This window comes from Chitinimonas lacunae, assembly GCF_042650885.1.
In the GTDB taxonomy this organism is placed as follows: domain Bacteria; phylum Pseudomonadota; class Gammaproteobacteria; order Burkholderiales; family Chitinimonadaceae; genus Chitinimonas_A; species Chitinimonas_A lacunae.
The window spans coordinates 1,522,920-1,546,533 of sequence record NZ_JBHSBU010000001.1; the positions used below are offsets into that span (position 1 = coordinate 1,522,920).

General features: G+C 64.9%; 2 protein-coding genes. One reads left to right on the forward strand and one right to left on the reverse strand.

The features are described from left to right. Positions 1-225: 225 nt before the first annotated feature. A complete protein-coding gene (locus ACFOW7_RS06475; RefSeq protein WP_378162277.1) occupies positions 226-3,144 on the reverse strand; it encodes a sensor histidine kinase in 2,919 nt (972 codons plus the stop codon). Between the two features lie 374 nt (positions 3,145-3,518). Here ACFOW7_RS06475 and ACFOW7_RS06480 point away from each other — a divergent pair, with 374 nt between their 5' ends. Next, positions 3,519-23,411, forward strand: a complete 19,893-nt coding sequence (locus ACFOW7_RS06480; protein ID WP_378162279.1) for a LysM peptidoglycan-binding domain-containing protein — start codon at positions 3,519-3,521, stop codon at positions 23,409-23,411. Positions 23,412-23,614 lie beyond the last annotated feature (203 nt).

A 23,614-nucleotide genomic window follows, 5' to 3' on the forward strand; every position in this document is an offset into this window, starting at 1 on the left:
AGCTCAGAAGTGGGTGGAGCAGAAGATACCGATAAAATTATCTTCTGCTTATTCGTGTTTGATATGGCGTCTTAAATTCTCCCACCCAGTCATGTCAACAAGACAGGAAAATCTTCAATTTCCCCTATTTTTGTCAGAATCGAGACAATGGTGCGTTACGCCGATTTGCGGCTAACGAACGCTACAAGTGACGGGTTTTTGACGCCACATTTAAAGAGAGTCGTTTTATTCCTCCTGTACCGGCAACTTCACGGTGAAGCATGAGCCTTCACCTTCGACAGAACTGACCTCGATCAAACCACGGTGGCGTTCGACGATACCAAACGAGATCGACAGGCCAAGACCCGTGCCCTCGCCTACGGGCTTGGTGGTGTAGAACGGCTCGAAGATGCGTGGCAGTACCTCAGGAGCCATGCCGCAGCCATTGTCCTGGAAACTCATCTCCAGCCATTCGCCATTCTGCCGGCTGCGGATCACCAGTTTGCCCTGCGGGGAAGCCGGGTCGGCGCGGCGGCGGCTGACGATGGCCTGATAGGCATTGCTGATCAGATTGAGAAATACCTGACTCAGTTGCGCCGGCCAGCATTCGAGCGTCGGATTGGCCGCCAGTTCGGCATCGATCTGCACATAGGGCGCCAGTTGACCGCGTACCAGATTAAGGGTCGGCTGCAGGCAATCACCGATCCGCACCGCCTTGCGCTCCGCCTCATCGAGACGGGCAAAGGTACGTAGATCACGTACCAGATCGCGAATCCGGGTCGTGCCTTCGATCACCGTATCGGTCTGGCCGATCAGTGCATCGACGCGCCGGTTAAGGCTCGCCACCAGCGCCTCGGGGGCCTCTTCGCCGGCCAGTGCCAGCAGGAATTCGCGGAACGACTCCAGCTCAACCGCCAGCGACTGGGCACCGACATGGGCGAAGTTGGCCGGGTTGTTGATCTCATGGGCAATGCCAGCAGTCAGCGTACCGAGTGAAGCCATTTTCTCGGTCTGCACCAACTGGGCCTGCGCCTGGCGCAATTCGCGCAGCGTCGCGTCGAGCTTGCGGTAGGACTCGGCATTATTGAGCGCGATCGCCCCATAAGCGCACAGAGTGCGGAAGATCAGCCGCTCCAGCTCGCTATAGGCATCGGCCAGTTCGGACTGGATCGACATTGCACCCAGCACCCGGTCCTCGGCACTGAGCGGGGCAAACAGCGCCGTGCGGATACGACGCGGTCCGGGCAGCCGATTGGCGATTTCCTCGCCCGGATCGACATCGCACAGGATTTCGGTCTGTTCGCGCACGGCCCGGGCAGTCAGCGACTCGGGCGAATCGAGTGGGATGCGCATCGGCGCCAGCGGCTGGCCACGTTCGAGACCGACGATCATGTCGAGCGTGCCTTCGGCCTGGTTCAACTGGTAGATCGAGACCAGCTGACAGTCGAGCATTGCCGCCACATGCTGGGTCAGCGCTTCGAACACCTGACGACTGTCGAGGCAACTGGTGATCTTCTGCCCCAGCTCGCCCAGGGTCAGCAGCGTCGAGGACATGGTTTCCAGCGCCCGCGCCCGCGCCGATTCGGACTCGGCCAGTTGACGCTGGTGCTCGGCGGCCAGCTTGGCCTTCTCAGCCTCGTTGCTGAGTTGCAGCGCCTTGACCTGCTGCATCGCCTTCTGGGTGCCTTCGCTTTCGAGCAGCGTGGCACGGCGGCGTTCGTAGTCGAGCGCCTTGGCCAGATCGCCCGCCTGCTCCCAGGCGGTGGCGTAGTCGGCCAGGATGCTGACCTCGGGGATATAGCCCGGAGTGATGTTCTTGACCGCCACATAGCGGTCCAGATAGTGCAAGGCGGCCTGCGGGGCCGGCAGCTCGAGCCGCTTTGACGGCAGGCCATGACGGAGATGGATCGTGGCCAGCACTTCAAGCACCGTATCGTGGGCGCCGTGATAGCCGTTTTCGGACGCTTCGAGCGCCCGTTCGGCCGTGGCAAGCGCTTCGGTGCCGCGTCCAGTCAGCGATAGGGCCAGCGCCTTGCGCCCCAGCACGCTGGGCAGCACGCCACGATGCCCGCCTTCGACCACCGCCGCCTCACTTGCCTCCAGCGCCGCCAGCGCCTGCTCGAAGGCACCGGTTTCCAACTGCACCAGCGCCAGTTCGTGCGTCACCACGGCATAGAGCCAGGAGCGCGACAGCGGTTTAAGACAGGTCGCGGCTTCTTCATACACCGGCAGTGCACCGGCAAAATCGCCGACGGCCCGCATTGCCTCGCCCAGCGAGCGCAGGCTCTGGCCCATGCTGAACGGCCAGCCATGGGGCCGCGCCAGTGCCAGTGCCCGCTCGGCCAAGGCCGACTCGCGGGCGAAATCGCTCTGATTGCCGGCCGCCGTGCTGGCGTTGTTGAAGCTGGTAATGGCCAGCCGGATCAGCCCGAGCGCTTGCAGCCGTTCGGCCGCGCATTCCCAGCCATCGGCGGCATCCTGGTAGCGGCCGTCGCCGCAGGCATCCCAGGCATGGCAGAAATCCAGAAAGCCCGTGACCTCGACCTGGCCGGGCCGTTCACGTGCCCAGGCTTCCAAGGCGTCGATCGACTCGGTCTGTCGTTCAAAATTGGCGAAATAGGCAATCCAGCCCATCGCCGACGCCTGCCGTGCCACATCGCCCGCCTCGCTGAACAGCGCCAGCGCCGACGCCAGACACTGCCGGCGCGCTTCGGGCTGACCGCGATCCCAGGCCAGTTGGGCTGCCAGCAGCAGGCTGTCGCCCTGCCCGATCGGATCATCGGCCCGGGCAAAGCCCTGGCGTGCCTCGGCCAGTTTCTGTTCGGCCACGCCAAGGTCGGCGTACAGCCAGGCAATCTCACCGCGCAGCAGTGCCAGCCGGGCCGCCAAGGCCGGCGACTCGGCCACCTCGTCCTCATCGGCCATCAGTTCGCCCACCGTCCCGTCGGCCAGCACCGTGGCGGCCAGGGTGGTGCGCAGGGCAACGCTCGCACCGAGTTTCTCCTCGGCCAGATCGGCCAGCGCCAGTGCGCAGCGACTGTCGCGTTGACGCAGATGCCAGGCCAGATGGATCAGCACCGGCACCGGCCACTGTTCGGACGGACCAGCCAGGTCGGCCCGCCAGCGCGCCAGCGCGGCGTCATCGAGATAGAGCGCGGGGTTCATAAGACAAGCTCCTCATTATCGGCCGTATTACTGCCACAGCGCCGTTTTAGCGCTTTTTCTGACCGGGTTGATGCATTTGCATGATGGTTGGACAGCCATGATGGCGCTATCGTCCGCCCGTACCGGCCAAATTCGCATGCCGGACGCGCCAGCCACACCGTCGCGCTAGCCGCCATCAAAACATATTCAGTTTTTAAGAACAATCATTCTGCAAATCCAGATCAAGCAGAAAAGCGAAACAACCTAGACAATATCACGGCAATTTTCGATTTTTGATCGAAATTTTCGAATATAGCTTCGAATCCTTACGATTCCATGCTGCCTAGCCAAGAAACAGAACGCCGTGCCATCGACACGACGCCAAGAGGAAAACCATGACAACGCTTATCGGAGGACAGGGCGCCGGCCTGCTGGACAGCTCGCTGTTTCTGCTCAATCGTCAGGATCGTATCGGCCAGGCAGCGCCAGGTGCCAAGGATGCGGTCTATGTCAACGTCGCCACTGGCCGTCTGGTCGTGCGTCATGCCGATGCCTTTCTGCCTGCCCAAGGCGCCGACTACAGCCCAATCCGCACCTATAACAGCCACGGCCGTTTCGGCGACGCCGGCTGGAGCCATCTGGCCGTTCTCGACCAAACCGACCTGACCCAGGGCCGCCTGACCCTGCGTCAGGCCGATGGCAGCGAATTCCTGTTCCAGCTCGACGGCGATCGCTATCTGTCGGTCGATGGCGCCGGCGCCTACCAGACGCTGACGCTCGATGCGACCGACCAATCATTTATCGTGCACCAGGCCGACGGCGGCACCCAACGCTTCGACAGCACCGGTCGGCTGATCGACAGTGCCGACCGGCATGGCAACCGCATTCGCTATATCTATCAGGACAATCTGCTGGTCCGGGTCGAAGACCAGAGTGGCCAGGTCATCCACTATGGCTATCAAGCCGGTCTGCTGACCACGCTCAGCGACGAAACCGGCAGCGTGCTGGCCCGCTACGGCTACGACGCCGCCGGCCGGATGACGTCGAGCACCGACCGGGCCGGTCGCACCACCCGCTATCACTATCACACCGAGCATGGCGGTCTGAGCGCCATCGAGCTGCCAACGGCCATCGACCCTGAACTGCTGCACAGCGACAGCCGCTACTATCTCGACTGGCGTGCCCGTCTGGGCGTGGTCGGTGCCGACGGAGCCGGCAAGCTGGCTGCGGACCTCACCGCGGCCGACCGGGCGCAGATCGAAGCCGGTGCAGCCACCCAGGCCCGACGACTGAGCTTTGAATACCGCCGCACCGAGGCGGTCGATCCGGCGCAGACCTGGGTATTGAGTGCCCTGGTCGATGCCGAGGGCAACCGTACCGAATTCACCTATCAGTTTGCTTCCCAAGGTGGCAGCACCAGCGTGATCAGCGCGCTGGGCCTGGCCCGGATGCGCTCCAACGAGGCCGAATACGCCGACTGGCGCGCCGCCAATGGCTTCTACCGGACCTACCACGAAGCGGCCTATCAGCAGGATGCCGCCTTCCGCGCCCAGGTCGAGGCAATCGGTGCCGGTCACACCACGCGCTACGAGTTCGACGCCAAGGGCGCCATCGTCGGCATCACCGAAGCGCAGGGCTATCGGGCCAGTTATGAATATGATCAGCACGAGAATCTGACTGCGATCATCAGCGCCGAAGCCGATGCGGTCAGTCGCAGCGACGCCGAGCACTATCTGGCCCTGCGGCGCGAGCTTGGGGTGTGCTATACGGCCGCCTCACCCGGGGTCAGTCTCAGCGATATCGGGCAGGGCAAGCGGGTCAAGGATCTGTCGGCCGACGAAATTGCCCTGCTGCGCGAGCGCTTCACGACGCGGCTCAGTTACGACGGGCATGGGAATCTGCTGAGCCGACGCGATGGCGAAGGCAATCTGACCAGCTACACCTATACCGACTTCAACCAGCTCGCCAGCGAGACCTCGGCCCAGGGCCATGCGCTGGTCACCAGTGACGAGGACTGGGCCCGCCAGCGCCGCCAGGAACTGGGCTTCATCGACCATACGCTGCAAGCGCCGGCCGGCAAGACCGTGGCCCAGCTCAATGCCGCCGACCGCTCGGTGCTGCTGGCGCTGCATACCAAGGTCTATCTGTACGACGCCCGCCACCAGGTCAGCGCCATCCTCGAAGGCGGTGATGAGATCAGCCGCTTCAGTTACGACGACTTCGGCAACCTGCTCAGCAAGACCGTGTTCACCGAGCCGGGCAACCTCGCCAGCGCCCTGGTGACGCGCTATACCTACCACCCGTCTGGCCTGGTCCATACCGTCACCGCGCCCGACGGCGGTGTCACCCGCTCCAGCTACGACCGCTTCGGCAATCTGCTGAGCCTGACCGACGCGGCAGGCCAGATCACCCAGTATCAATACGATCAGGACAACCGGCTGCTCAGCGTCAGCGATGCGCTGGGCAATCTCACCAGCTACTGCTACGACGCGGTGGGCAACCGCATCAGCATCACCGACAGTGGCGGGCGCACCCGTTACGAGCTCTACGACCGCAACAACCGGCTGCTCACCCGCTACGAGCCGGCACAGGCCGGCAATGCTTTCGACCGCCAGACCCACTACCGCTACGACGTCAACGGCAACCAGACCTGCGTGACCGACGCCGAGGGCCGCAGCACCGAATACCGCTACCGGGCCGACAACCGGCTGGTCGAGGCCATCAGCAGCGAAGTCGTCGATGGGGCCGGCCAGAAGGTGCGTTATGTCACGCGCTACGATTACGACGCCCGTGGCAACCAGATCAGCATCACCGACCGCAACGGCCATACCAGCCGCTATCTGTACAACGGGGCCAATCTACAGATTCAGGCCATCGATGCCGCAGGCGGAATCAGCCGCTACCGCTACGATGCCGACCTCAACCGGATCGAAGTGCTGACCGGCGCCCAACTGATCCCGGGGCTGCAACATAAGCTCACCTTCCGCTACGACAGCGCCGGCCGCCTGAGCGCCGAGATCGATGCGATGGGCAATGTCAGCGGCTCCTACCAGTACGACGCCGCCGGCCGTCGGGTGGCCGTAACGGACGCCAACGGCCAGCGCACCGAGTTCAGCTACGAGTACAACGAGACCGGGCTGTTGATGACCGAAACGCGGCCGGCGCTGCTCGATCCGCTCAGCGGGCAAACGGTGCGCTATCAGATCCGCCATCAGTACGACCGGCGCGGCAACCAAGTGATGCGGATCGACGAGAACGGCCAGCGCAGCCATCTGGTGTTCGATGCGCTGAACCGACAGGTGCTGAGCCGCGATGCCAACGGGGTGGAGACGCTGTACCGCTACGACGAGCGTGGCAACCGGGTGGCGATCGAAATCGGCGTCCGCACCCATCTCGCCCCCAACGGCGAGCTGGTGATCGACAGCACGGCCGGTGCCCGGGTCGAGACCTACCGCTACGACGAATTCAACCAGCTGGTCGGCAAGACCGACGGCCTGGGCCATGCGCTGACCCATAGCGACGAGGCGCAATACCTCGCTCTGCGCCGCCGGCTGGGCTATGTCCGCCCCGACGGTCAGGCCCTGACCGTGGCGGAGTTGTCGAGCGAGCAGAAGTCGGCATTGGCGGCGGCCTATACCGAGACGTATCAATACGACTGCGTCGGCAACCGCATCGCGGCCACCGACCATCGCGGCAGCAGGACCGAATACCACTACGACGGCCTCAACCGCCTCAGCAAGCTGGCCGAGGCCGTCGGCACGGCTTTCGCACGCGAAACCCGCTATGGCTACGATGGCAACGGCAACCAGGTGAGCGTCACCGATGCCAATCTGCTGCCGCTGCTGAGCAGCGACGAGGATTACTACCGGAATTTCCGCCAACGGCTCGGTCAGGTCGATGGCGCAGGGAAAGGACTGGCCGCCCAGGCACTCAGCGCGGCCCAGAAACAGCAGATCAGCGACAAGCTGACCAGCCGGATGCGCTACGACGCGCTCAACCGGCTGGTCGAGACCGTGGGCACGGCAGGTCACAGCCAGCGCAGCTACGACGCCTTCGGCAATCTGGCAAGCGAGACCCGGGCGGATGTCACGCTCAATTATCGCTACGACGCCAATCATCGGCTCAGTCAGGTGATCGATGAACAGGGCCGGCTGCGCACCCGCTATGACTACGACGCGGCCGGCAACCGTCGCTTTGTCACCGATGCCTTGGGGCGGCGTACCGAATACGTTTATGACGCGCTGAACCGCAATGTCCGGATCATCGACCCGCAAGGCTTCGCCACCCGCTTTGAATACGATGGCGTGGGCAACCGGCTCAGCGTGATCGATGCCAACGGCGGGATCAGCCGCTTCAGCTACGATCCGGCCAGACGCCTGATCAGCATGGTCGATGCCGAGCAGCGCACTACCAGCTATCAGTACGATGCGCGCGGCAACCGGATCGCCGTTACCGATGCCAACGGCCATGCCCTGGTCAACAGCGACCTCGACCATTACCGCAATCTGCGCCGCGAGTTGGGCATGGTGGACGTACACGGCGAGGGACTTGCCGCCGCCACGCTCAACGACACCCAGAAGGCGCTGCTGCTGGCGCGCCATACGGTGCAGTACCTGTATGACGCCGACGACCAGTTGACGGCCGTGATCGACGGCCAGGGCCAGCGCAGCATCACCGAGTACGACCTCAACCATCAGCCCAGTGCCACCATCGATGCCAACGGCCAGCGCACCGTCTACCACTACGACCCGCTCAAGCGCCAGATCAGCGTCACCGACCCGCTTGGTCACACGACCCAGTATCGCTACGACGCTGCCGGCAATCGGCTGAGCGTGACCGACGCGCGCGGCAATACGGTGCGTTTCGACTACGACCCCCAGCACCGCGAGATTGCCCGCACCGATGCCTTGGGCCAGACCACGCGCTATCGCTACGACGCGGCCGGCAATCGGATTTCGATCACCGATGCGCGCGGCAATATCCAGCGGTTCGATTACGACAGCGATGGCCGCCTGGTGGCAGAAACCGCTGCCGACGGCAGTGTCACGCGCCATCTCTACGATGCGGCCGGGCAACGTATCGCGGTGATCGACGCCAATGGCTGGGCCATGCTGCACCGGGACGAGGACTACTACCGCGACTACCGGCGCCGGCTCGGTTTCGTCGGTGCCGATGGTCGCGGCCTGTTGGCGGCCCAGCTCAACGAATCGCAAAAAGCGGCCCTGGGTGCCCATTTCACCACCCGCTACGAGTACGACGCCAACGGCCGGGTCAGCGCCATCACCGACCCGCTGGGCGGCGTCACCCGCTACCGCTATGACAGCCGGGGCAATCGGATCGAAGTCACCGATGCGCGCGGCTATCGCAGTGTCAGCTATTACGACGCCGCCAATCAGGTCGTGCTGTCGGTCGATGGCAGCGGCTACGCCATCAGCTATCAGCGTGACGCCAATGGCAATCTGCTGCGCCAGACCCTGCATGCCCGCCCGCTGAATCTGCCGCTTGATCCGGCCGTCCGCCCGCTGCTGACTGGCGACCCGGCCGACTGGGAGGTGAGCTTTCGCTATGATGCGCGCAACCGGGAAATCGAGCGGCGCGATGCCGAAGGCTATCTGAGCCGCAGCCATTACGATGCGGTCGGCAATCTGATCCGGACCGAGCAGGCGCTCGACCAGGCTGCCAGCCGCTGGGCCAGCGTGCGCCGCTATTACGATGCGGCCAACCGCGAAGTCCTGCGTCTTGACGGCGAAGGCTATCTGACCGAACGGCGCTATGACGCCGTCGGCAATCTGACCGCCACCGTGGCCTACGACCTGCGCCCCGAACTCGGCGCCGATGGCCGACCGCAGCCGCCGGCCGGGACGCGGCGAATCAGCCGCTTCTATTACGACGCCAACAACCGCGAAGTCAGCCGGGTCGATCCCGAAGGCTATCTGACCGAGCAGCGCTACGATGCCGTCGGCAATCTGAGCGAGCGTCATGTCTATACCATAGCGGTCAGCGTCTACGACGGCGAAGCCGCACCGCGTCCGCGCCGTGGCGACACGGCACGGCTGACGCGCTACGAATACGATGGCGCCAACCGGCTCAGCGCCAGCACCGATGCCCTGGGCGGCATCACCCGCTACCGCTACGACGCCGTGGGCAACCGGATCGGCGCCACCAATGCCAATCTGACCGCGCTGCTCGGCAGCGACGAGCCGTATTACCGCGAACAGCGCAAATTGATGGGGGTAAGCCACTTTCCGGGCGGGCCGGGCAAGACCGTGGCCAGTCTGACGGCGGCCGATATCGAGAAACTCAGCGCAGCCTGCACCATTACCTATGCCTACGACGGCGCCAACCGGCTGGTGCGTACCACCGACCCGCAGGGCAATGGCGTGCAATACCGCTATGACGCGGCCGGCAACCGGATCGAGGAAACCGACGCCCTGGGCCACACCAGCGTGGTCTATTACGACGGGGCCAACCGTGCCGTATTGAGCGTCGACCGCGAAGGCTACGCCGTTGCTTCGGTCTACGATGGCGCGGGCAACCGGATCGAGCAGACCCGCCATGCCAAACCGCTGACCTTGCCGCTTGACCCGACCGAGCGGCCGATCCCGCCGCGCGATGCCCAGCGCGACCAGACCACCCGCTTTGACTACGACCGCAACAACCGGCTGATCTGCCGCACCGACGCCGAAGGCCAGCGCACCCACCATCGCTACGATGGGGCGGGCAATCTGGTCGAGACGGTGCGGACGCTCAGCCTCGACGGCAGCGAAACCGCCCGTACCCGCTATTACTACGACCGCAACGGCCGCGAGGTCTTCAGCCTCGATGCCGAGGGCTATCTGACCGAGCAGCACTACGACGCCGTCGGCAATGTGCGGGAACGTATCCGCTATGCCAACCGGCCGGCCGAGCCGGCAGGTGAGACCCGACCGGTGCCGCTGGCCAGCCCGCATGATCGCCAGACCCGTTATCTGTACAACCTCAACAACCGGGTGATTCACGAGATCCGCACCATCGACGACGGCCACCATGCCTCGTTCAACTATCTCTACGATGCCGCGGGCAACCGGGTATCGATGACCGAAGGCAATGACTGGCTGGGCGCCGGCGCCGAGGATCAGCGCACCACGACCTATGGCTACGATGCCAATGGCCGGCTGGTCAGCACCACCGATGCCCTGGGCCATATCACCCGCTCGGTCTACGACGCCGTCGGCAACTGCGTCAGCGTCATCAATGCCAACGCCGCCGCGCTGGTCCAGAGCGACGAGCCGTATTACCGCAAACAGCGCGAGCTGCTGGGGATGGTGGCCCAGGTCTGGATCGACGACCCCAACGGCGGCCATGCCGAATGGGGCGGCAAGCTGGCCAGCATGCTGAGCCCGGCCGAGATCGCCACGCTGATCGAGCGCTGTACCACGCGCCATGTCTATGACGCCAATCAGCGCCTGGTGGCGACCATCGACCCGCTCGGCGGACGCACCAGCTATCAGTACGATGCCGTCGGCAATCGGGTTCGCAGCACCGATGCGCTGGGCAATTCGACCTTCAGTTATTACGACCGCAACAACCGGCTGGTGCTCGAAGTCGATGCACTGGGCTATGCGACCGGATTCGATTACGACAATGCAGGCAATCTGACCGGCAAGACCCGTTTCGCCAGCGCACTGGCCCTGCCGCTCGATCCGGCCGTGCGGCCGACGCCGGTTGCGTCGGCCGCCGACCAGACCCTGCAACTGCGCTATGACCGACTGGGCCGGCTGCTGGAAAGCCGCGATGCCGAGGGCTATCTGACCCGCTACCGCTACGACGGTGCCGGCAATCTGCTCGAACAGGCACGCGCCATCGATCTGGCGGCCAGCCGCTTTGCCCGCACCCTGCACTATTACGACCGCAATGGCCGCGAAGTCTTCCTGCTCGACGCCGAGAACTATCTGACCGAAAAGCGCTACGACACGGCCGGCAATCTGCTGGCGCAGATCGCCTACGGCCCAAAGCTCGCCACCCCGGCCCCGGGCAGCCGACCGCAGGTGCCCGGTGGTACGGTGCGCGCCACGCTGTATTGCTATGACCGCAATAACCGCGAAACCCACCGGATCGACCCGGAAGGCTATCTGACCGAGCGCCAGTACGACGGACGCGGCAATCTGCTGCGACAGATCGCCTATCAGCAGCCGGTCTCGGCCCCCGCCGACGGCACGGCCCCCAAGCCCCGTGCCGGCGATAGCGGCCATATCACCGAGTTCGGCTACGACCTGACCGATAAGCTGCTGTCGATCACCGACCCAACCGGCGCCACGGTGCGCCATCGCTACGATGCCCTGGGCAACCGGCTCGCCACCGTCAATGCCAATGCCGATGGACTGATCGGCAGCAACGAGCAGATCTACCAGTTGATGCGGCTGCGCTACAGCCTGCCGCAGGACTACACCCAGCTCACCACCGCCCAGAAGGACAGCCTGCTGGCCTCGTGCACCACTCAGTATCTGTACGACGCCGGCCGCCGCCTGATCAAGGTGACCGATCCGCTGGGCAATGCGGTGCAGTACCGCTACGACGCCAACGGCAACCGTACCGAGGAAATCGACGCCCGCGGCAATGCCAGCGTCAGCTACTACGACCGCAATAACCGCGCGGTGCTACAGGTCGACCGCGAAGGCTATGTCACGGCCAGCCAGTACGACGGTCTGGGCAATCTGCTGAGCCAGACGCTGTATGCCAAGCCGCTGACCCTGCCAGTCGACGTCAGACAGCCGCCTGCCACCGCCCCGTTGTCCGACCCGCAACGCGACCGCACCACCCGCTTTGGCTACGACCGGCTCAACCGGTTGATCGAGCGTATCGACGGCGAGGGCTATCGCACCCGCCACCGCTACGACGGCGCCGACAATCTGGTCGAGACCGAACAGGCGCTCGATCTGGCCGGCAGTCAACTGGCGCGGACCTATCGCTACTACGATCTGAACCGGCGGGAAATCTTCCGGATCAGCCCGGAGCGCTATCTGACCGAGCAGCACTATGACGCAGCCGGCAATGTGATCAGCCGTATCCAGCATGCCGAACGGGTCGAGATACCGCCGCCAGGCGCGCTGCCTGTCGCGCAGAGCGACGCGGCCGACCATCTCACCCACTATCTGTACGATCGCAACGGCCGTCTGCTGTTCGAGCGGCGCCAGCTCGACGCCGACCGCCAGCAGGTCACGGGCTATCTCTACGACGCTGCCGGCAATTGTCTGCGCCGCAGCGAGGCCGATAACTGGCAGGGCATGCTCAGCCCCGATCTGCGCGTCACCACTTTCCAGTACGACGCGGCCAACCGGCTGACCGACACGGTCGATGCGCTGGGCCAGCGTACCCATCTGGTACTCGATGCCACGGGCAAGGTGCTCAATCGTTATGAGGCCTTCGGCAGCAGCGAACAGCGCCTGTTCAGCTATCAGTACGACCGCAACGGCCGCCTCAGCTCGGAAAAGGACCCGCTTGGCAATCTGACGCTGACCGGCTACGACGCCAACGGCAATGTGTCATTCCGCACCCGGGCCTTCGGCACGCCCGAAGCCAGCGAAGAGCGCTTCAGCCACGACCGCAACAACCGGCTGATCTCACACAGCAACGCCGCCGGCGAAACCGTCAGCTACGGCTACGACGGCGCCGGCAACCGCATCAGCAGCACCAGCGCCAATTACGCGGCCATGCTGGAAAGCGACGATCCTTACTATATGGCGCTGCGCGGCCGGCTCGGGCTGGTGCGCAACACCGCCGGCGCCATGGTGCCACTGACGGCGGCCGAGCTGCGGGCCGACCCCGTGGCCAGGAAGACCGCTTTCGAGCGCTGCACCACGCGCTATCTGTATGACCGCGATAACCGGCTGATCCAGGTCAGCGACCCCAACGGCCTGGTCACCTATTACGGCTACGACGGCTTTGGCAACAAGACGCTCGCTTCGCAACCGACCGGTCCGACCCTGGCCGCTCCTCGCCGGCTGACCCGCTATCGCTATGACCTCGACAACCGTCTGATCGAAGTCATCGACCCGCTGGGCGGCAAGACCAGCTATGAATACGACGCCCTGGGCAATCAGACCCGCAGTGTCGATGCCAACGGGGCCGTGCAGACCAGCCGCTTCGACCTGCTGGGCCGGCTCGTCTCGGTCGAGCGTCACCTCGGCGATGCAGCCGGCACTACGCTGAAGACCAGCCACAGCTACGATCTGCGCGGCAATATCGTCAGTACCACCGAATCCTACGGCGACGGCAGCGATGCCCGCACCACGCGCTACGGCTATGACCTGCTCGACCGTCGGATCAGCATCACCGATGCCGAAGGCTTCACCACCCTGATCGGCTACGACGCCGCCGGCAACCAGATCTCGGTACGCAACGGCCTCTATCTTCTCAAACCCGGCCAGGCGGGCTACGACGCCAACCGGGCGGCGCTCGCCTTCGAGCTGGAGAGCCGCTTCGACTACGACGCGGCAGGGCAGCTGCGGAGCACGACCGATGGGAAAGGCAATCTGACGATTCATGAATACGACCGCCTGGGCCGTCGCCTGCGCACGACCGAAGCGGCCAATGGCTTCGGCGTGCCGGAAGGCCATAGCGCCCCGGACACCGACCAGGTCCGCGCCAAGCCGCGCAGCACCAGCTATCGCTACGACCAGGCCGGTCGGCTCGAAGAAGTCGTCAATCCCGAAGGTGGCAGCACGCGCTACCGCTACGACGCCAACGGCAACAAGATCAGCGAGCACGTGCTGCAACGCGCTGCCCGTACCTATCTGGTGCGCAATGGCGATACCTGGGCCTCGATCGGGCTGGCACTCTATGGCAGCGACGATGCGTCGCTGATCAGCCAGCTGCGTGCCCAGACGGGCTCGGACAGCTATCCCAATCCGCAACCGACCGCCGGCACCACGCTGCGTCATCTGCCCTTGAAACTGAGCGGCTTCGATGGCCAGCACAACCTGGGCGACTATCTGCCCCATGCCCAGACCGGCGAATTGTGGAGCGAGCGCCAGTTCCAGTATGACCAGGGCGACCGGCTCAGCGTCGAAATCGACCCGTATGGCACCCGTACCGAATACCGCTACGACGGCGCGGGCAATCTGACCGAGACCCTGCGCGCGGCCGGCACGGCACTGGCGCGCAGCGTGCGGGCCGAATACGACCTCAATAACCGCAAGACCGCCGACCTCGACGCCTATGGCCGTCGTACCCGTTATGACTACGATGCAATGGGCAACCGCATCGGCGTCACCGATCCGCTTGGCAACCGCGCCCGTTACTACTACGACGGCGCGGGGCGGCTGATCGCCCTGCTCGACGCCGAGCACTACCTCACCACCTATCGTTACGACTCGGCCGGCAACCGGCTCGCTGAATGCACCTATCTGGACCGGCCCGATGGCCCGATCAGCCACCGGGTGGCGCCGCAGCCCCGCCCAACCTATCAAGGCCAGGTCCAGCTCGACCGGCGCGTCGAATATGGCTATGACCGCAACAACCGGCAGATCTGGCGCAGCGAGGCCGACGGCACACGGGCCGAGAGTCGCTACAATGGCGCCGGATTAAAAATAGAGGACAAACTGTATTCAAATACAAATGCACCTCGATACATGAAATACAAATATGATGCGAATGGCCGCGTGATGCTGTTCACCGATGTCGACCAGAGCACGGTGAGCTATGTCTACGATTGCGCCGGCAACAGGATCAGCGAGACCGTCAGCGACCCCGGCATCGCCGGCCGTCTGCGCATCACCGAATACGGCTATGACCTCAATAACCGCCGTATCACCGAGCGCTGCTACGGCAGCGGTCTGGCCCTGCCCGGCAGCGGCGACCCGCGTGTGTTGCTGTCGAGCCGCCGCTTTGGCTATGACCTGCTAGGCAATCTGGTCAGCGAGACCACGCTGAACGGCCCCAGGCCCGACAGCGCCGAGCCGCCGGCGCCGCTGTCGGCCGCCAAACTGTATCGCTACGACCTCAACAGCCGGCTGAGCGACGAGTTCGATGAGGATAACCGGGCCATCCACCACGAGTACGATCTGCTGGGCAACCGGATCAGCAGCAAGGACCGGCGCCAGCACACCACCACCTTCGACTACGACCTCAATGGCCGCCGGATCAGCGAAACCGGCCCGACTGTGGCGCTGTTCACCCTCGACAAGCAACACCACAACGCCGCACCCGTCAGCACCACCCAATACGACGCGGCCGGCCGGGTGGTCCAGACCACCGACGCGCGCGGCTACCCGACCACCAGCTTCTTCGACGGCAACCACCGTCTGGTGGCCCAGTACAACGCCGACAATGCCCTGATCGAATTCGATTACGACGGCGCGGGCCGGCTGATCCGCAAGACCGAGTACATGACCCGGCTCGGCGTGGCCCATAACCCGTACAGCCGGCCGCAGGCGCCGGCCGGTCCGGCCCGTGTCACCAGCTATGAGTACGATGCGGCGGGCCGGCTGACCGTCACCACCTTGCCGGCGGTCGATGTGAGCAGTCTGGTCAATCCGGGCGACGCCATCAGCGCGAGCGTGGCCGCCAATCGCAAGCTGACCCTGAAGCAGCGCTACAACGAGTACGGCGACGCAGTCGAGACCTTCGATCAGCGCGGCCAGCGCACCCTGCACTATTTCGATGCCAAGCACCGCGAAGTGCTGCGGGTCGATCCGCTCGGCTATCTGACCGCCACCGATTACGACCAGCAGGGCAATATCACCGAGCTGCGGCGCTACAGCATCCCCGTGGCCGACCCAGCGGCGCTGACCCCGGCCATGCGGCCCCGGCCGACCATCGGCGGCGAGATCCGCACCACCAGCTATCTGTACGACGCCGCCAACCGGCTGATCCGGGAAACCGGCCCCGAGGTCGAAGTCACCGATCCTTATGCCTATGTGCCCGGTAGCGCCGAGCAGCCGGCCACCGCGCTGCCCGCTATGCGCAAGATCCGGCCGGTGACGAGCTATGGCTACGATCTGGCCGGCAACCAGATCAGCAAGACCACCGGCAGCGGCACCGATAAGCTGACCGAATACCGGCTGTACGATAAACAGCGCCGGATGACCGCGCTGGTCGATGCCGGCCGCGTGCTGACCACCTTCGAATACGACGCCAACGGCAATCTGACCAAGCAGCGCCGCTATCTTGGCACCCTGCCCGCTTCGATCGTCATCACGCCCGACACCACGGCCGACCAACTGGCCCAGGCCATGTACAGCAGCCCCGACTACGACAATTGGGGCGACAAGATTCAGACCTATCTGTACGACGGCCTGAATCGCCTGATCATGGAAACCGAGCTGCTCAAGCAGCCGGGCAGCAATCTGGTCACCAGCCTCGACAAGTCCTACCGCTACGACGCCAGTGGCAACCGGACCTGGGTCCAGGACGAGGACGACTTCACGACCCAGATCGGCTACGACGCCATGCGCCGGGCCATCGAGACCATCGACGCCGAAAAGCAGACCAATTCGGCCTTTGAATACGATGTGGCCGGCAATGTGGTGCGCTCCTACACCGGGCTGACCGGCAGAGCAGTCAAGATCGCCACCGATCTGGCCGCCAGCAGCCAGGATGGCCAACTGGCCGTCAACTGGCGCGTGCCGGCCGGCTGCACCCAGAGCTGGGTGGTCTACGGCAGCAGCAGCATCGGCGAGATCGACGCCTACGCCGATCTCACCGGCTATGGCCATCTGACCAATGCCCAGAACACCAGCACGGCCGACGGCCGACCCGCGGCACTCAAGGCCCAGTTGGGCCAGGTCGGCTCGACGGTGTATTTCCGGGTGGTGACGCGCGATGCGGCGGGAAATCTGGCCTGGACCGAGGAGCGCAAGATCAGCGTGCCAGCCCTGCCCTCTGCCGTGACGGTCAGCGAGCAGCCCACCGAAGTCAGCTTCAGCGTGGTGTTCCCGGCCGGGATCAAGCAGCCGACCCTGCGTTATGGTGCGCCCGGACGGCTGTATGAATCGGTGGCCTTCAAGCTCGACAGCGGCAACAGCTATAGCGCCACCCTCAAGATCAGCCAGCCGTTCGATCCGGCCAGCCTTGTCTATGTGATCCACTGGCACGATGGCGACGGTACGGCACGGCGCAGCAATGAAAAGCCGCTGCCGGGCGATCTGACGCCAGGCGGCGCTGCCGTGACGGTGGCGCCGGCCCAGTTGTTCAACCGGGCCCATCCGCTCACGCCACAGACCACCGCCCACAGCCGCGCCGGCATGGCCACTCCCAATGGTCAGCTGGCCGGCTATCTGACCCAGAGCCGCTATGACGCACTCAACCGCAAGGTCCACAGCAACGATCAGGACGGGCTGTTCCGCAGCTTCGGCTACGACGCCAACGGTGCCCTGATCAGCCAGACGCTGCGTGGTGTCGACGACAAGGGATCGATCACCAGCTATTTCGAGGTCGACGGCCGGGGCCGCATCGTGGCCCAGTACGACCCGACCATGACCGCGCCTGACGGCAAGCAGCACCGGCCGGTGACACGTTATGGCTATGACGCCTTTGATCGGGTGATCAGCCGGGAAACGCCGGGAGCGGGTCAGGCTTGGCAGTATGTCTACGACGCCAACGGCGCCTTGCGCAGCCAGACCGACCCTGAAGGCAATACGGTGCGCCATTTCGTCGATGCCTTCGGCCGTACCGTGGCGACGCTGTCGGCCCGGGGTCATGTGTCGCTGACGCTGCGCGACAAACTCGGGCGGGTGGTGCGCGAAGTCGATCCGCTGGGCAATGCCACGGGTTACCGCTACGACGCCTTCGACCGCAAGATCGCCCAGACCGACGGCCGTGGCATGGCCTCGGCACGCGAAGGTGACTTCACCATCCGTTATCAGTACGACAGCCGCGACCGGCTGGTGGCGGTACAGCAGGCACAAGGCTGGCATCTGGCCTACGACGACGACCATATCTACGACCAGGAGCGGATGCAGCTTGGCTATATGGTGGTGGAAAGCCTGCCGTTCTCGCTGCGCGGCAAGAACGTGGCGGAACTCAAGGACAAGGAACAGCAGGCGTTGATCGACCTCTACACCACCCGTTTCGTCTACGACGGCCGTGGCAACCGGGTCAAGACGATTGCCAATGGCGATAACGCCACCGGGGTGCGTCAAAACGTCCAGATCACCGAACAGGTCTACGACGGCCTGGGCCGGGTGATCAGCACCAGCCGCCATCTGACCGTGGGCGGGGTGAAGAAGGTGGCCAGGGAAACGGTGGCCTACGACAGCTACGGCAATGTGATCGAGCGGCGGGACGCCGAAGGTGGGGTGGAAACCCTGCGCTACGGCAGCTTTGGCCGGCAGACCGAACAGACCGGCCGCGATGGCCGCACCGTCCACTACGACTACGATGATTTCGGCCGCCGGGTGCGCGATTACACCGTGTCGCAGCCGGGCTTCACCGGCGAGCAGCGCGATATCCGGCGCAGCTTCGACCAGGCCGGCCGGGTGCTGCGGATCGACGACCATGGCACCGACGTCCATACGATCTACCGCTACACCCTCGACGGACTGGTCCATAGCGAGACGCTGACCACCCCGGGCCAACACCATCGCGAACTGCGCTACGACTACGACGCCAACCGTCGTCTGGTGCGCTGGACCGACCGCTTGAGCCGCGCCCACCAGAACATCGACTACGACGCCGACGGCAACCGGGTCCGCGTCTATACCGACGCCAAGCGCGACCAGCGCGAGCAGGCCTATGCCCTGTGGGGCTGGTCCAATCTGGTGCTGCCCGAGCAGATCGAGGACGACGCCCGCTTTATCGACCACAAATACAAGTTCGACGCGGCAGGTCGCATCCTCAGCGGTCCGGGCTTTGCCTACACCTACGATGCCGCCGGCAACCGCCTCAGCGAAAAGCAGGAAAACGCCCGTTCGTTCGGCGGCGGCGTCACCTACGGCAAGCTGACCTGGAGCTATACCGCCGGCGACGGCAGCGCCGGGATCGACGCCAATAACCGGGTGGCCGTGGCACGCGGCATGGACGACTACTGGGGCGACCAGGGCGAGCGCCAGACCTGGAGCTACGATGCGCGCGGCAATGTGCTGAGTTCGGTCGAAGCGACCCAGAAAGGCGCCAATATGGTGCAGCGGGTCGAGACGATCTACAACGAGGCCGACCAGGCGATCCGCGTCACCACCTTCAACAAGGGCAAGGACCCGCTCAAAGCCGACAAGCAATACGATCTGAACGGTCTGTTGCTGTCGATGCGCACCGCCTATATCGATCGTTCGAACGAGAAGGAGAACGCCGGCTACTACACCCGCTATCTGTACGGCTACGACAAGATGGGCCGCGAGACCTCGACCCAGGTCGACCGGGTCGAGGTGGACGACGATGGCTCGGTCGATGAGATCATCGGCCAGGGCAAGACCACTACCAGCTACGACGTCAACGGCGTGCGCAAACACACCGACTATGGCGTGCCACCGGGCTGGCAGCGGCGCGAAACCCGCGATTTCGTGGCCGACAATCAGGGCCGGATCGTATTCGTCAACCACGACAGCGGGATCAACTACAACCCGGGCTACGGCAACTTCCCCGATACCGACACCGAGTATTACTACGCCAACGGCAATCCGGTCGGCCAGATCAGCCGGGTGGTAGGCACCACCTACGGCCCGAGCATCACGTTCGATCGGGGCAGCTACGGCCCTACCCGTACCATCGCCAACGGCCGTGGTCCGGGGGCCAACTCGAGTTATACGGTCCAGGCCGGCGATACGCTGCAATCGATTGCCAGCGCGGCCTATGGCGACGCCTCGCTATGGTTTGTGATCGCCGAGGCCAACGGGCTGGAACTGGCCGCCGACTTGAAACCGGGCAGTTCGCTGCGGATTCCCGACACCGTGCGCAATGGCCGCATCGACGCCCAGCGCCACAATCCTTACAACGAAGCCGCCATGATCGGCAGCTCGCTGCCCAACGCCCCGTTCGATCGACCCAGCGCCTGTGCCCAGGCGGCGGTGATCATCGGCGTGGTGGTGATTGCCGTGGCCGCCGCCATCGCCACCTATGGCGTGGCCAGCGCTGCCTCGGGCGCACTGATCGGGGCGCTGGCCACCGCGCAGGGGGTCAGCGCCGCCGCAGCCAGTGCCACCGCAGCAGGCGCGGCCATCACCATCGGTGTCGGCGCCGCCACCGGCGCGGCAGTCGGGGCGCTCGCCTCGGCTGCGACCCAGGGCATCCAGATCGCCGCTGGCATGCAAAGGAAATTCGACGGAATGGACCTGTTGGCCGACAGCCTGACCGGCTTTGTCGGCGGCGCGGCCCAGGGCTTGGGTCAGGCCACCAAGGCACTCAGTGCGGCAGGCAAGCTGTCCTCGCTCGGCTCGACCTTCGCCCGGGTGTCGCAGACGGCACTGAGCGTGGGCGGCCAGATGCTCAACCAGCAGATCCGCTATGGCCGGATCGAAAACTGGAGCGGCATCGCCGCCGCCGCGTTCAAGGGCGCGGTCAGCGTCGGCAGCGATCTCTATATCCAGAACGCCGCCGACCCGACCGCCGCGCTCGCCTCGGCCGGCCGCATCGGCGAAGGCCTGCAGACCGCGGTGGGGCTGGCCGCCCCGTGGGCCGGACTGGCCGAGAGCTATGCCCGCAAGGGCTCGCTCAGCGCACTCGATTGGCGTGGCGCCATCGGCGGCACCCTGTCAGGGGTGATCGGGCTCGGCGGTGAAGCAAACCACATCGAGAGCCGGCTCCAGCAAGGCGCCATGCAGGTCGGCGCCAGCCTGCTCGCGGCTGGGGCGGCCTATGGCATCAGTGGGGAAAGCCATGGACTGGATCGCTATATCGCCGACACGGTAGGCCAGGAAATCGGCGGCATCGCCACCACGGCCTTCCAGCTCAACGCGGCCCAGCGCCAGACCGAACAGGCACTACGCGAACAGGACCCGCTGGCCGAACTGGGTCTCTTGGGCAGCCGGATGTTTGCCGAGACCCCGCCGCCGGCCGAAGCGGGTTACAGCTCGGACGACATTGCCCGCTTCCTGCGCACCAAGGCTTATATGGAACAGCAGAAGCAGCGCAGCGAAGCGTTCAACGCCCAGTTCAACGCCAATCTCGACAGCATGATCGCCGGCGCCCGCTACAGCGAGGCCGAGCGGCGCGATCACGAGATCAAGGTGCTGGGTGCCGTGGCCCGGCTCGACGCCGAGCAGGCCGAGACCGTGACCCGGCGCGAGCGGCAGATCGCCGCCTATCGCCAGACCGAACAGGGCCGCCATGATCTGGGCTTTGCCGAGGTGGCCCGCGCCGTGATGGCGGAAATGCCGCGCGACAGCCGCTTGCAGAGCGGTGCCGATTATCGGGCGGCGGTGGCCCATTTCCGTGAGGTACAGGCCGAACGCCAGGCCGTCAGCGAAGCGCTGCGCATGCCGGCGCCGCTGACCCTGACCATGCCGGGCTTCAATAGCGCGGCAGCGATCCAGGGCTATCACAACGATATCCGGCTCAAGCGCGCCTTCGTGACCGATCTGTTTATCAGCCGGGGCGTCGATGTCAGCGAGGTCAAGGGTTGGGAGAGCAATGCGGTCGATGCCTATTACGACGGCTTTGTGCGCGACCAGCGCGACGCCGCCCGACTGGCCAAGATCGACCTGCCGCTACAGAAATCGCTGGGCTTTCTCGACAAATTCCTCGACGGCGCCGAGGCCGTGGTGCGGGAGCCGGTGCTCAACACCGTCGATTTGGGCCAGTCGATCGGCTTCTTCTACCGCGAATACAGCGAAGGCGGCCGCGAGGGCCATCAGCCGGTCGCTCCCGAATACCTGGGCGCCCTGGGCAAATCGCTGACTGCCGACCCCAGCGCCAAAAATCTGGCCTGGCAGATCGTCAACCAGGTCGGCAGCGCCTATGCCCCGCTTGGCAATGCCCTGCTGGCCTATAACGTCGGCGCGGCGCTGTTCAAGGGTGATATCAATGGCCTGGCCGAACAGGCCGGCGGCTTTGTCGGCGGCTTCGTGCTGGGCAAGGTATTCGGCCCGGCGCCGGTCCGACCGCGCGAGACGGTCGCCATCGACCCGGTGGCCCGGGCGGCAGCGGCGGGTGAAGGTTATGGTTTTGCCGGCTTCAGCGAGGAAGCGTTCTATGCTGCCCATGAGCCGCCAGGAGGGGGGGGCGGGAGCGGTGGTGGTGGGGGAGCGCATCCTGGCTATAGCGGCCCGGTCGCGCCCAGTGCGGCGATCCAGCGCTATCAGCCGCCCGCGCACAGCAACGCCTTTATCAACGGCAGCCGCTACCGGATCGGTCCCGATACGCCGCCTGTGGTGTTCGACTATCTGACCCAGACGCTATCCAACAACCGTTTCGACTCGCCCGAGCATCTGCAGAGCAGCGCCGAGCACTTCATGGCCAATATCGGCCCTGAGCGCGCACTGCTGGCCGAGACCCGGGCGGCCCTCGCCGACCCCACCTCGGCCGTGTCGCAGCAAAGCAGCTGGATGGCCCATCTGCAACGTGGCCTGTGGGCCCGTGAAGGGCTGTTCGGCGCCGACGAAGCGATGGCGCGTGAGCGGCTGGCGCACGAAGTGATGAACCCGGACAGCGTCGCCAACGACCCCCATTCGCCATTCCGCCGTGGTGCGGTATCGGTGCCCAGCGAGGCCCGCTCGGCCTTTGCCATGATGCTGCGCGGCGAACAGGGACCGCTGACGCTCGAGCAATCGCGCCATGGCGTCGAGCTGGCGGCCTCGGGCCAACTGGTGGCGCATGAATTGGCCAAGCAGTCGAGCGTCGGGGCCGAACGGCTGGCGTTCCGGCGCGAATACCGGGTCAATGCCGAGCGTCAGGGCACCCATTCGAGCTATTCGGTCGATGGAATGGATCTGTCGCACGACGCCGGCAGCCGTATCAACCATCAGTACGGCCTGACCGTGATGAGCGGGACCTCGGGCACCTCGTCCGATGCCGTGCTCTCGACCTGGTATGCCGCCGACCGTCTGTCGGGCAACGGCACACGACTGAGCTGGGCCGCGCCCGGTCTGACCCGGGCACAGGCACAGTCGGCAATGACCGATCTGTCGTTCTATTACATGCGCGAACAGGTAGTACCGAAGCCGATGGCCGTGGAGCAGCTCAACCCGCTACGCGCCAAGCTCGGGCTGCCGCCGATGATCGTCGACCCGAGCAATGTGTTCGTGCACAGCTACGGTGAAGTCAATGCAGCAGTCAGCCTGACCCTCAAGGGACTCGAAGGCCGCCGCTACGACCTCAACCGGGCACTCGAAGCCGCAGCCGAGCGCTCCTTGCTGACCATGATCGACCATAACTGGTAAGCCCGGGTGCTATAGCAATAAAGCAGGAAAAGCGCCCCGGCCGGGGCGCTCCCCAAACCGGCCAGGCAGCGTTATTAAAAAATGAGGTAAACCATGTTCAAGAACAGTAGCCATGAATATATTAAAAATAAAAATATTCACCACTCCTCTCTCGATACGGCCCTGACTGGCTCCGCACTGGCGGCTCACCCTGGCAGGACCGC

What these genes read in the sequence shown, in the direction of transcription:
- ACFOW7_RS06475 (WP_378162277.1), bottom strand. Translation starts at nt 3,144, where the DNA reads ATGAACCCCGCGCTCTATCTCGATGACGCCGCGCTGGCGCGCTGGCGG.
- ACFOW7_RS06480 (WP_378162279.1), top strand. Translation starts at nt 3,519, where the DNA reads ATGACAACGCTTATCGGAGGACAGGGCGCCGGCCTGCTGGACAGCTCG.